Origin of the sequence: Parapedobacter sp. 2B3 (assembly GCF_041925275.1) — a bacterium.
GTDB lineage: Bacteria > Bacteroidota > Bacteroidia > Sphingobacteriales > Sphingobacteriaceae > Parapedobacter > Parapedobacter pyrenivorans_A.
This window is the reverse complement of the sequence record NZ_JBHEUZ010000012.1, coordinates 47848-60982: the sequence shown is the minus strand read 5'-3', so window position 1 is coordinate 60982 and position 13135 is coordinate 47848. Positions and strand designations below refer to the sequence as shown.

Below are 13135 nucleotides of genomic sequence, written 5' to 3'. Positions count from 1 at the left end.
AAAAAAGATTATGCAAACGGTTGTGTTGGCGGTGGATAGGTAGGGGAACCGTGTATGGGGCCATAAAAATAGGAAACGTCCCGAGTAATCGGGACATTTCCTACACCTAAACCGTATCATAAAACCATGGAAATGGTTTCGTAGATACTATAACTACAAAATGGATTGAAAAAGGTTTTTAAAGCGCTTTATTTTTTATTTCCCGACCCTCACTCTCCACCAAGATACCGCTCACGGATAATGTTTCGGTGATGGTTAAGATGGCCTGCAATGATATACATAAATGCCCGTACACTGATTAACCGTTCGGACGCGATGCCCTTACGTGCCAATTCATGGTCGTTGAAATGCTTAAAGAGTTCGAGGTTTGACTTCCTTACAAGAATAAATTCCTCCGAAAAACTTTCGAGTGACCGCTCGTTGAAGCGTGCATTGGCAACGAAATCGTCCGGTTCAAAGCCAATCAGCTCCTTGGTGTCGTTCCGGCCAAAGCGTAGGGCGCGATAAGCCATCACCCTTTCGGTGTCGATAACATGCCCCACCACCTCCTTAAGGGTCCATTTACCTTCGGCGTAGGCGAACTCCGATTTCCCTGCCGGGACACCCATCAGGAACTCGGGAAACGTGGTGATTTGCTCGTTGAGCAACTCCATCACATCGCCGGCAACGGTATCGATATAAGGGGAATAGATTGCTGGATATTCATCAGATCTGAGCGGGTTCATACGTTTGGCTACTTGGTAATACGATTCTAAATGTGGTTCCTTTATCAATCTCCGATTCTTTGACGAAAATCTGCCCTTTATGGTGTTCAATCATGCGCTTCGTAAGGCTGAGCCCCAGCCCCCACCCGCGCTTCCTGGTAGTAAACCCCGGCTGGAAGACCGCCTCAAACTGGCCGCGGGGTATCCCCTTTCCGGTATCGCTAATGTCGATAAAAATTTGCTCTTTGGCAATGTTTTCTGAAATAACGATATCAATCCGGCCCGCCGACTCAATGGCATTCGCAGCGTTCTTCAACAGATTTTCGAGTACCCAGTCAAACAGGGGCACATTCAGCATGGCCTCCGCTTTGGTCTCGCCAGAAACATTGAAAATAATCTTGTCACTCGTCCGCACCTTGAAATAATTGACAAAATCGACCACCATCTTGTAAACCGCCTGGCTCTTCAGTACCGGGGCGGAGCCGATCTTCGAGAAACGGTCGGCCACGACTTCCAAACGCTTCACATCGCTTTCCATTTCGTTGAGCAATGGATCGCTTTCGGCATCAAACTTGGCCCGCACCAGCTCCAGCCATGCCATGAGCGAGGATATAGGGGTACCCAATTGGTGGGCGGCCTCCTTAGCCAACCCTACCCACACAAGGTTTTGCTCCGACTTGCGGATCGAATTGAATACCGTATAGGCGATGGCCAAGAAAATGGCAATCAGTGTGAGCTGTACATAGGGGAAAAAGCGCAACTGGTTCAATAACAACGAGTCTTTATAGTATACAAACCACTGCCCGTTGTTGGGTAAATTGATGATAATCGGTGGATGGCTCTTCTTCATGATAGCCAACTGCCGACTGAAATACGCCGGATCGTACACGACGTTCATCCCCACGTCATCCGCCAAAATATTGGTCTTGGTGGAGTCCAGATCACGCCAGTAAATGATGCTGTCACTTGCATCAGCGATAATTGCAGGTAAAGAAAGGCTATCCCGGACGGCGTAAATGAACGTGATCATCTCATCGTCCACATCGGGCATGGTAATGATGCTCCGGGTACTCATTGCCCACACTTCCGCTTTTGTGCGTTCAGATTTCGATAGGTTCCTCACCAGAAAATTGGTGTAAAGCAACGAAGCCGCCGCTATGAAGGCCGCAAAAATCAACAAGGCAAATTTCCAGCGCTGCTGGTTGTATTGGTAAGGATTCATCTACGATAGGACGCCTATAAATTTTTGCCAAAATACATAATTCCTGTCGGATGGTGGTTTCCAACCATCGTATTTTTTGTGTTTCCGTTCCAAAAACAGGTGGCCAAAGGCAACAGGGGGACTGATAACTTTTGATAAATTTATCTAAGTTTGCACCATGGATTTCAATAAGAAGGTAAGGGTACGCTTTGCCCCCAGTCCCACTGGTGGTCTGCATTTGGGCGGTGTACGTACGGCATTATTCAACTACTTATTTGCCCGCCAGCATGGCGGCTCATTTGTGTTACGGATCGAAGACACCGACCAAACTCGGTTTGTGCCCGGTGCGGAGGCGTATATACAGGATTGCCTCGCGTGGTGCGGCATCGAGCCAGACGAAAGCCCCGAACATGGCGGCGATTACGGCCCTTACCGCCAAAGTGACCGCAAACCATCTTACCGTCAATATGCCGAACAGCTTGTGGCCGATGGATATGCATACTATGCGTTCGATACCGCCGAAGAGCTGGACGCGCAGCGCAAGCTGCACCCCAACTTCCGGTACAGCCACGAAAATCGGCTGCAACTACGCAACTCCCTCAGCCTCTCCCCCGCCGAAGCCCGGCAGTTGTTGGATGCAGGCCACCCTTACGTAATCCGTATCAAGATGCCCATCGATGAAACCATCAGCCTAGACGACATGATACGTGGCACCGTGAGCTTCGACTCGTCATTGACCGATGATAAGGTACTCCTCAAAGCAGATGGCATGCCTACCTACCACCTGGCCGTGGTGGTAGATGACTACCAGATGGCCATTAGCCATGTATTCCGTGGCGAAGAGTGGTTGCCGTCGGCTCCCGTACATATCCTCCTATGGGAATACCTCGGTTGGCGCGAAGCCATGCCACAGTGGGCACATTTGCCCCTTATCCTCAAACCCGACGGCAATGGCAAGCTGAGCAAGAGGGATGGCGACCGGCTCGGTTTTCCGGTGTACGCCATGAATTGGCAAGACCCGAAAACCGGCACCATCACGAAAGGCTTCCGCGAAATGGGCTTCCTCCCCGAAGCGTTCGTCAATCTGCTGGCCATACTGGGCTGGAATGATGGCTCCGACCAGGAACTGTTTACACTCGACGAACTCATCGGAAAATTTTCCACGGAGCGAATCAGTAAAGCGGGGGCGAAGTTCGATTTTGAAAAAGCCAAATGGTTCAACCACGAATGGATAAAGCGGAGTGACGACCAAGCCATCCTGCCGCGACTGAATGCATTATTGGCGAACAACGGTATCCGCGACGCAAATGACAAGTATCTCGCCGATGTGTTGGCCCTCGTCAAAGACAGGCTCACGTTCCTCCCGGACTTCTGGGAACAGGCATCGTTTTTTTTCAAACGCCCCGACGGCTATGACCTTGCTTCCGTGCAACCGCGTTGGAGCTCGGAAAAAACGGCGTTCTTCTTGGATATGATTGCCAAACTGGAAAACTTCGATCCGTGGCATAGCGCTGAGCTGGAAAGTTTTTATAAACTCGCCATCCAAGCATCGGGCATGAAGATGGGCGAACTGATGCTGCCATTTCGCATCATGCTGGTGGGCGGCAAGTTCGGGCCACACGTGTTCGATATCGCCGCCAGCTTGGGCCGCGAGGAAACCGTGGCCCGCATGAAAATCGGATTGGAAGCATTTACCCAAGCAGCTCACTGATATCCTCGCGCGAGAGCGACTTGATAAAGCTTTCCTCGGTGGTAATGAGCGTGTCTGCGATGGTCTTCTTTCGGTTTTGCAGGGCGAGTATCTTTTCTTCCACCGTGCCCTTGGTAATGAATTTATAGATAAACACATTGCGTGTCTGGCCGATGCGGTGGGTGCGGTCAATGGCCTGTTGCTCTACGGCGGGGTTCCACCATGGATCGAGGATAAAAACATAGTCTGCCTCCACGAGGTTGAGCCCTACGCCACCGGCCTTGATAGAAATAAGGAACAGGCGGGTATCTTTATCTTCACGGAACTGCTGCACCACTTCCTGCCTGTTTTTTGTTGCACCGTCGAGATAGGCATACCCTATCCCATGCTTATCGAAATACTGTTTGAAGAGCACCAACTGCTTAACGAACTGGGAGAACACAAGTACCTTATTGCCCCGCTGCAGTACCGTATCGAGGGTATGTATGGCACTTTCGAATTTACCCGACTCACCCTGGAAGGTGGCATCTACCATGGCGGGGTGATTGGCCAACTGCCGGAGCTTGGTAAGGCCCTGCAATAACGCGATCTGGGGAGGCTTGGCTTTTTCATCACCCAGGTTTTCCAATATCGCGTTGCGGTATTCGGATTTTACACGCTCATAGTACTCGGCCTGCTCCTCACCCATGGTGCAGTAAAACACCTGTTCGGACTTGGGTGGAAGCTCGGTAGCCACTTGGTTCTTGGTGCGCCGCAGTACAAATGGCTTGATCATCGCCTGCAGGCGCCGCGCTTTCTCATCATCTTTCTTCTTTTCGATAGGCTGCACAAATTCCTGCTGGAAATACCGGTAGCTACCCAGCAGGCCGGGGTTCAAAAAAGCCATCTGCGCCCATAAGTCTGCTACCGAATTTTCTACCGGCGTACCGCTTAGTACCAGCCGGTGTTTTGCCTTGAGCCCTTTGACCGCCTTGAACGATTTGGATGAAGGATTTTTGATCAGTTGGCTCTCATCGAGGATGATGTAATTGAAATAAAATGAACTCAACAGCTCCTCGTCTATACGAGCGATGCCATAGGTAGTGATCACAAGGTCATACTGCCCGAACAACGCCGGTTCCTTGGTACGGCCGATTCCCGTGTGTACTAGTATCCGTAATTCGGGAGCAAACTTTGCTGCTTCGTTTTCCCAGTTGTACACCAGCGAAGTGGGCATAACAATGAGCGATGTTAAGGGCCCCGTTCCAACGGATACTGTTTCTTTTTGCTTTTGTAGCAATGCCAACGTCTGGATGGTCTTTCCCAACCCCATATCATCTGCCAAACACCCTCCGAAACGGTATTTTTGCAGGAAATGGAACCAGTTGTAACCGGCCTGCTGATAGGGTCGCAGCTGACCGGCAAACTGATGTGGCCCTTCGGCGTCTTCGATGGCATCGAAACCGGCCAATTGTTCCATTTTGCGGTCCATGGTCAATGCGGTATGTTCGGAAATATCATTGAGCAGCCCTACGTGGTATTTCCCTAACCGGATGCCTTTCTTATCTTGCGAGAACTGAAAAAGATGGTTGTACCTAGCAAACCACTCCTCAGGTATGATAGCGATTTCGCCGTTGGGCAACACGAACTCCTTCGTATTGGTGAGGATATGGTTACGCAGCTGGCTAAATGGAATTTCGTATTCACCAAAACGGGCGGTTGCGCGTACGTCAAACCAGTCGTTTTGTTCCTCCACCGACAGGTTAAGTTCGGTGCGCCCGAAAAAAAACCGTTTGTTCGGGTCGTCCTGTACAATTTCGAAACCACGCTGGCGAAGCCTTTCACTGTTGTCGCGTAGCCAGTCCATCGCCGATACGCCCCCAGACCCATTGACAGATGGCTCAAGATTACTAAAAAGTGCAGTAGGCTTATGCAGCCCCATGGCAAGCAATTCCTGCATCTGCTTGTCTTCCCACTGCAACGACCGTCTGATCCGATGGAATGTGTAGTAATCTGCAAGTTCATCATACTGCATCCGTACCGTAACTTTGTTCTGACTGCCGGAGGCGAACAAATAAGGGCCATAGCGGAAATGCAGCTGCAACTGCGAGGCACCATTTTCTACATAGAGCAGTTTGATGATGGGCATCGCGTTATGCTGATGTGTTTCAATCTCAAAGCCTTCGGCATATACGTGGTGTTTCTCAATCAATCCACGCACAAACGTCTCAAAATATTTACGCTCGGTGGAACGGGCTACAGCGATGTAGCGCTTTTGCAAAAACGGCGATAGTTTTTTCCCCTCCAAGGGCTGGTCAAAGTGGTAGAGCACATTTTCCAGCAACAGCCACGCCTGTTGGTTAACCACTACCTGGGCATCTTTATACATAAACTCGATGCGTTGCCCGTTGTACTTGATGGTGGGGAAGTAACGGGTCTCTTCTTCGTTGCGCCTGAAATGAAACAGCACCGAAGCCGGCTGGGGTGCAATCGCGATCGGTTGGTCAGCGGCATATCCATCCTTGCTCATCAGGAATAGCGGCTTGTTACCGAGCAATTCGAACGCCTGCAATAAACGCGCCTCGATCTTCGGCCGTATATAATCAAGAAACTTCTGATCGAAATATTTCGCGAAAAAATCGATGGGGCGTATTGGCTTCTTGTGGTAGCGCTTGATGACGTTGGTTTGCTCCATCTCTTCCAACAGCTTGATTAGCTTATAGTCCACATCGTCCAGGATGGGGGCGTAGTCTATCGCCGTGTGGCTAAAAATACGCCGATGCGTCAACGAATAGCCGCCATTCGGGTTGAGCTGCACCACGTGTGGCTCTATCAAGTAACCCAAATAGGGATGTTCGCAGAGCGAGTATATCAGTTCATGCGGTTGCGTGGTATCAACTTGCTGCATCTAACAACGGTAGCGTCAAAAAATAAAAGCAGTAAAGATACACAAACTAGCGGACAATGGACGCCTGGGCAATGCGAATCTCATAGAATTCCACTTGATTGCGTAATAGCGTACGGATTGCCGAAGAAGATTTGTCCGGGTTTTCCCGGAGCGCATCCTGGATGGCAGCGAGCTTGGTGGTGTCCATCAATTGGGCAGCCTCAACGCCCTTGCCAATGAAACCGGTGAGGTGGCCGATAATGGTGCCTTTCGTTAAGCCGCGCTCCGTAGCGATGTCGTCGATGGTTTTGCCCGACTGGAAAAGATCGAAGCTGATTTGCTTCGTAGCCCCCTTGACCGGTTTACCAGCATTCACGGTAGTGGGTAGTTCCTCAGGAGTAATGGCTATGGTGGTAAGCGTAGCCGACCTGGCCATGATGTCATGCAGCGCGTCTCCTTTTGCCAACGCCTCGGCAATGACGGCGCATTGCCGCAATTGCTCCCTTTTTCGCTTGAAATCAACCAACAACTCTTTCATTTCTGAAACGTACTTCTTGGTCCTCTTTTTGACGGCCCAACTGCGGATGTGCCCCTCCAATGCTTCCATCAATTGGGTGTCTATCCGCGGTAAAAACCACGCCGTGGCTTTGGCTATACGCTCATGTATTTGGAAGTAATCCGTTTGCCCGTTTTTATGGAGTAAGCCGTTCAACTGGTTGCGGAACTTGTTGGCTACTTCCATCAGCGCTTCGCACGCGAAGCACACAGCTTCGACAAACCGCATCGCTTCTTCTTGGTCCGCGATGTTGCGGGTAGGCAGGTCCGTCCGTTGGGTGGTCACCGTTTCGACAACATTATCCCATTTAAATGCTTGCAGGAGCAGCTGGCCTATATAATTACGTTGGGAGGCCTCCAATAGCGACGCCATTTCCTCTTCGGCCACGGTATTGCTCGAAAAACCGGTTACTTGGTGATCGGTACGGATGCTGTGCGGTGGAATCCGCGAATGCAGTACCAAGCCGTCTAATGTACGCAGCCGGCTCAACGCCACGTATACCTGCCCCGCAGCAAAGGAAGCCCCTGCATCGATGATGGCACGGTCAAATGTAAGCCCTTGGCTTTTGTGGATGGTAATGGCCCAAGCCAGCCGCAACGGGAACTGCGCAAAGGTGCCCAATACCTCTTCTTCCACTTTGTCTTGGGTTTTGTTGTAGCTATATCGGATGTTTTCCCATTCCTCGCGCTTTACTTCCACGGCCTCACCGCTATCTTTAAACTCCACCACCAAGCTATCGCCGGCCGAATCGATGTGTTTCACGTAACCGATTTTGCCGTTATAATAACGCCGTTCCTCACCGCTATCGTTGCGGATAAACATCACTTGCGCCCCCATTTTTAACGTCAGTTCCATCTCCGCGGGATACAGGCTTTCCGGGAAATCGTTTGCCACCTTGGCCTGCAGTACAACCGGCTTTCCCTGAAGTGCTGAGAGTTCCTGCTTATTGATAGCATCCGCTCGATTGTTGTGAGTGGTAAGTGTGATGTAAGACTCGTCGGGTGGTGGCACGAAGTCAGGTTTGTAATAACTGTTGAGTACGTCCAGTTGCTGCGGCGTACAGCAATTATTGCGTATATCGTTAAGGATATCAATGAATGTCTGCTCACGCTGCCGATATATTTTCTTCAGTTCAAGAAGCACGGGAGGCTGTTCGCGCAACACCTTGGCATCGAAGAAAAATGGGCTTGGGTAATAGTGTGCCATGATTTCCCTTTCCCGCTCCTTCACCACGGGCGGCAATTGGTACATATCGCCGATAAAAAGGAGTTGTGCACCGCCAAACGGACGGGCATCCCGCCGTACACTCTTCAAAATCGTATCAATGGCGTCTAATGTATCGGCCCGCAACATGGATACTTCATCGATAACCAGTAGCTCTATTTCTCGCAGTAACGCGCGTCGTTGCTTCGTCAGCTTCACTTTGCCAAACAGGCGGCGGCGGTTGTAAATATGGCTGTCGTCATCGTTCCATGCCAGCTCGTAGTCCTCGATATAGAGACCAAACGGCAACCAAAAAAGGGAGTGAAGGGTGGTTCCACCGGCATTCATTGCGGCCACGCCCGTAGGTGCCGCCACGGCCATCTTCTTGTAGCTGTGCTGCCGGATATACTTCAAAAACGTGGTTTTTCCGGTCCCAGCCTTGCCGGTCAGAAAAATATTGCGGTTGGTATGGTTTACAAAAGATACCGCCTGCGTAAAAGCCGTGTTTTGTATATCTAACCCTGTCATTTCGAGACGCCGGTTTTAGCGTGACTTGTCAAAGGTAATGAAAAAAGCCGAACCTCCGCCCCCCTCGTCCACCGGAACAAATATGGAGCAAACTACCTAGATTGATTATAAATTACTAACTTTGGCGATTATTTACGACCATGCACGCAATTGCCCAACATAAGACCATAAGCCAGTTACGAAAGGGAGAAACAGCAACGATTGTTGGCTACGCCTCCGGCGAAATCCCTCTCAAGATCTACGAAATGGGGCTATTGCCGGGGGTTGTTTTCACCATGAAACAGCGCCTGCCATTAAGCGGCCCAGTTTGCCTGCACATCAAAGGCAACCCCAACGGGGTAGCACTCCGCCGCACCGAAGCTGACCTCATTCTCATCGAACCCCTAGCATAGACCATGACGGAAACAAAAATTGCGCTGGTTGGAAACCCCAACGTGGGTAAGTCTACGTTGTTCAATAAGCTAACCGGCTTACGCCAAAAAACAGGCAACTATCCGGGTATCACGGTAGAGAAAAAAACCGGGAGTTTTACCGAAGGTACCACCAAATACCACGTCATCGATTTACCCGGCGCTTACGGTATACATCCTTCATCGCTGGATGAACAGGTCGTTTATGACGTACTGGCCGACAAAACCAATGCCAACCACCCATCGCTGGCCGTGGTGATCGGCGATCCGTTCAACCTGAAAAGGGCCGTATTCCTATATCAACAGATACGCGACATGGGCGTTCCGGCCATTTTCGTGGTCAACATGGTCGACGAAGCTGAACAGGCGGGGCTTTCCATCGATACCGGAAAACTGGAGAACTTATTGGCCACCAAGGTTATCCTCACCGACGCCCGCTTGGGCAAGGGGATAGACGAACTAAAAGCGGCGCTTTCGTTTACGCCTGGCTACGCGGCACAGGGGTTCGCCATCCCCGACGAATACCACGCTGCCATCCAACGGGTAAAAGAACAGACGGGCGAGGGCAACGATTACCTTGCATGGTTATCGCTTTCACAAAAGCACCATATCGCTCACGAGGCTGTGGCGGACCGCGCCATTGAGGCTATCCGAGAAGAACATGGGCTCAACCCGCACCGGTTGCAAATCCAGGAGACGATGGCGAGGCACGCCAAGCTGGACCGTGACCTGCTACACATCGTTAAAGACCCGGCAAAAAAAAGGGAACATTTTACCCAACGGCTAGACAAGCTGCTTATTCACGCCGTGTGGGGATACGTCATTTTCTTCGGGCTCCTATTACTCATCTTCCAAGCGATTTATACTTGGTCGGGACCCTTCATGGACGCCATCGACAACGGGTTTGCTTGGTTAGCCAGCTATACAGCCGAACGGTTGCCCGAAGGCCCTATCAATGGGCTGCTTACCGATGGCATCATCGCAGGTATCGGCGGCATTGTCATCTTCATCCCACAGATTGCCATCCTGTTCATCTTCATTGCGCTGATGGAAGAATCCGGCTACATGAGCCGGGTGGTTTACTTGATGGACCGGTGGCTGAAGCCTTTTGGGTTAAGCGGTAAAAGCGCTGTTCCTTTGATGTCGGGGGCTGCCTGTGCCATCCCCGCCGTCATGTCGGCACGCACCATCGAAAACGACAAAGAACGGCTGATTACCATATTGGTAACACCGTTCATGACCTGCTCCGCACGGTTGCCCATCTATATTGTCATCATCGGGCTGGTTATCCCACAGGAACGTGTGCTCGGGTTGGACCTTCAAGGGCTCGTATTGTTCGGTATGTACGTACTCGGCTTATTGGCGGCCTTGGGGAGTGCCTGGTTACTTAAGCTGTGGCTCAAGTCGAACTACAAGAGTTTCCTAATCCTCGAAATGCCTACCTATCGGTTCCCCGTATTACGGAACGTTGCACTCCATGTGTGGGAAAAAACCATGGGTTTTGTCTGGGGTGCCGGTAAAATCATTCTGGCCATCAGTATCGTTTTGTGGGTATTGGGCTCATTCGGCATAAACGACCGATTTACAGATGCGGAACAACTTGTGCTCTTGGAAAACCCTGCAATGTCTGCAGAGGAACTGGAAAACGAAATACAATCACAAAAGCTCGAATACTCCTTCCTCGGCACATTGGGGCGGTTTATCGAGCCCGCTATCGAGCCATTGGGTTACGATTGGAAAATGGGTATCGGACTCATCGCTTCGTTTGCAGCCCGCGAAGTATTTGTGAGTACCATGGCTACCGTATATAGCCTGGGCGGAACCGATGATGAGCTCACCATCCGGGAGCGCATGGCAGGAGAGATTAATCCCCATACTGGTAAACCAGCGTACAATTTCGCATCGGGCATATCATTGCTGCTATTCTACGCCTTTGCCATGCAGTGCATGAGCACCATTGCTATCGTACGTAAGGAGAGCAACTCGTGGAAATGGACCATTATCCAGTTGGCATTTATGACGGGATTTGCGTACCTTGCTGCGCTAGTGGCGTACCAACTATTGAAATAACATGGATAGCATCACGATTCAATATATTGTTATCAGTGCCTTGTTCGTGGCTGCCGTGTTTTTTTTAATCCGGCGTACCCGGAAATCGATCAAGGGAAAACAGACTTGCTCGAAAGGGTGCGGCTGCGATTTCAGTGAACAACCAAAAAAAGCAACATATTAACTTAACGGCGTAATAGATAACCCATGACTTACCAAGCAAAGGAAGCACTCTTCAACGAAATAGAAGCTGTATTGAACGATCAAGGCTTTCAAGTGGTACAACAAGACCAGACCAGGCCCTGGGGTGGTTTCTTCGTCATCGAAGAGTCGCAGGCCCAGCAGTTTGCCAACACCTATTTCAACGGGCTCGACGTGCAGGAATTGAAAATTTCGGGAAAATTAAGCCCTAAGATACTCGTCGTTGCGCCCGGCAAACGCCTTTCTTGGCAATACCACCACCGCCGCGCGGAAATCTGGCAAGTGGTAAAGGGTGTAGTGGGTGTGGTAACGAGCGATACCGATGAGGAGCACGAACTGAAACTCCTCCATCCGGGCGACGTGATCCGGCTTAACCAAGGTGAGCGCCACCGCCTCGTAGGCTTAGATGAGTGGGGTGTATTGGCCGAAATCTGGCAACACACGGATGCCAACAATCCGTCCGATGAGGAAGACATCGTACGGGTACAGGATGACTTTGGAAGGTAGCTAGCCGTCAGAAACTAGCTATCCGTGCGTACATCTCTACCATGGCTGCTTGGTCCAGCAGCCATTTGCGTGCGCGTTGGTTCCTGCCGCTCCAGTCTTTACCGAAAAGGCCGTTGGCATCGCGGGCATGGTCCCATGCATAATCCAGGTTCTCGCGAAATGCATTCATATAGCGTTCATCACCATCCACGCGCCGCAGTTCGACATAACCGCGCATCATTACGGCAATAAACCAATTATCGCTGCGTTTCAGCAGGCGGAATGACTTGCCATTGGGCGGTGTAAATGCTTCAAAGAAATACTGATAACCGCTCGCTGCGATGCGCCGGGCATCGTGCAGGTAGCTGCTATCCTTGGTGAACCGGTACAACAAGGCTGCACTTTGGAGCATCTGCCCACTGTTATACGGGTATTTCCGCTTGTCTACCTTACCCTCCAGGTTCACATTATCCCAATACAGACCGTCCGTAGGGTCCTGCAGATACTGCTTGGTCCAGTCGTACCACCGCTTGCCGGCCTCCATATACATACGGTCTTGGGTAGCTTCAAACATCCGGAGAGCGAATACGGCCGCAGGCGCATTTGAGCAGGTATTTTTGGATGTCTTTTTCTGCTCGCACCAATAGATACCACCTCCAAGAACGGCATCCTCGCCACTTGCTACGAACTTCCATATCACCTTTGCCCTATCCAGGTACCGCGTTTCGCCAGACGACAGGTAAAGCTCCGCGAAGTCGATGCCCAGCCAGATGTTATCATCATAAAACCGGTCTGATTGGCCTTCGCTTCGCACGTAAGAAGCGAAACCCGCCGGTAATCTGCTATCGTCATAGTAGCGATCCAGGCCATGCAGTATCCGGTTATCCAGCATCTCGAGGTAACGCTTGTCGCCCGTCGCCTCGAACAGGGCACCGATTGCCGAGAGCATTCCCGAAAACGGCCATAAGTAGGAGTAGGCATTCGGTGCCCCCTCGGCTCCCTCGGCCAGGTAGTCCGCGCGATAGGCCCGGTCGTCCGGATAGTTTTCACGGAGTAATGGCGAGCCCTCCACCCCATACCGATGATAGACCAGTTCGGTCAACGCATCGGCCCGTACTACCGATTGATTGTCTTGCGATAAGCTATCCTTGCCCACCCCGCCGGATGCACCTGCGTAAGCCATACCCAGTAGCACGGCCATAAACGCAGCGCACGGCAGTATCATCTTATTAAATGGCATC

Annotated in this window: 10 protein-coding genes; 5 read left to right on the top strand and 5 right to left on the bottom strand. The window is 51.1% G+C overall.

What is annotated here, in order from left to right:
• Positions 1-209 precede the first annotated feature (209 nt).
• Both ACEVG1_RS14145 and ACEVG1_RS14140 read right to left on the bottom strand, forming a co-directional pair.
• Entirely contained in the window at positions 210-725 is a 516-nt protein-coding gene (locus ACEVG1_RS14145; RefSeq protein WP_374744398.1) for a DinB family protein, read from the bottom strand.
• Positions 706-1926 (bottom strand): sensor histidine kinase, encoded by a 1221-nt coding sequence (locus ACEVG1_RS14140; RefSeq protein ID WP_374744397.1) that lies wholly within the window; start codon positions 1924-1926, stop codon positions 706-708. The genes ACEVG1_RS14145 and ACEVG1_RS14140 overlap by 20 nt, the downstream gene beginning before the upstream one ends.
• A 157-nt stretch (positions 1927-2083) precedes the next feature.
• Between ACEVG1_RS14140 and gltX the strand changes: the two genes are divergently transcribed.
• On the top strand, positions 2084-3616 hold the full coding sequence (gene gltX / locus ACEVG1_RS14135) for a glutamate--tRNA ligase (RefSeq protein WP_374744395.1): 1533 nt from the start codon (positions 2084-2086) through the stop codon (positions 3614-3616).
• Here gltX and ACEVG1_RS14130 read toward each other — a convergent pair.
• Positions 3597-6482, bottom strand: coding sequence for a DEAD/DEAH box helicase (locus tag ACEVG1_RS14130; protein ID WP_374744393.1), 2886 nt, complete (start codon positions 6480-6482; stop codon positions 3597-3599). The two genes, gltX and ACEVG1_RS14130, sit on opposite strands and share 20 nt — an antisense overlap.
• A 46-nt stretch (positions 6483-6528) precedes the next feature.
• Positions 6529-8748 carry a helix-turn-helix domain-containing protein gene (locus ACEVG1_RS14125; protein ID WP_374744392.1) on the bottom strand — a complete coding sequence of 740 codons (2220 nt, stop codon included), beginning with the start codon at positions 8746-8748 and terminating at the stop codon, positions 6529-6531.
• 140 nt (positions 8749-8888) lie between these two features.
• On the opposite strand from ACEVG1_RS14125, the gene ACEVG1_RS14120 reads away from it, so the two are divergent.
• From ACEVG1_RS14120 to ACEVG1_RS14105, 4 genes are read left to right on the top strand one after another with little or no spacing between them, the layout of a single operon-like run.
• Complete coding sequence (locus ACEVG1_RS14120; protein WP_374744391.1) at positions 8889-9140, top strand: ferrous iron transport protein A; 252 nt, start codon at positions 8889-8891, stop codon at positions 9138-9140.
• A gap of 3 nt (positions 9141-9143) precedes the next feature.
• Positions 9144-11228, top strand: a complete 2085-nt coding sequence (gene feoB / locus ACEVG1_RS14115) for a ferrous iron transport protein B (RefSeq protein WP_374744389.1) — start codon at positions 9144-9146, stop codon at positions 11226-11228.
• A gap of 1 nt (position 11229) precedes the next feature.
• Positions 11230-11391: a FeoB-associated Cys-rich membrane protein gene (locus ACEVG1_RS14110; protein WP_374744388.1), complete on the top strand. Its 162-nt coding sequence runs from the start codon at positions 11230-11232 to the stop codon at positions 11389-11391.
• A 23-nt stretch (positions 11392-11414) separates the two neighbouring features.
• Positions 11415-11915 carry a phosphoheptose isomerase gene (locus ACEVG1_RS14105; RefSeq protein ID WP_374744387.1) on the top strand — a complete coding sequence of 167 codons (501 nt, stop codon included), beginning with the start codon at positions 11415-11417 and terminating at the stop codon, positions 11913-11915.
• A gap of 7 nt (positions 11916-11922) precedes the next feature.
• Here ACEVG1_RS14105 and ACEVG1_RS14100 read toward each other — a convergent pair whose 3' ends face one another.
• A complete protein-coding gene (locus tag ACEVG1_RS14100; protein ID WP_374744386.1) occupies positions 11923-13134 on the bottom strand; it encodes a glycoside hydrolase family 76 protein in 1212 nt (403 codons plus the stop codon).
• Position 13135: the final 1 nt, after the last annotated feature.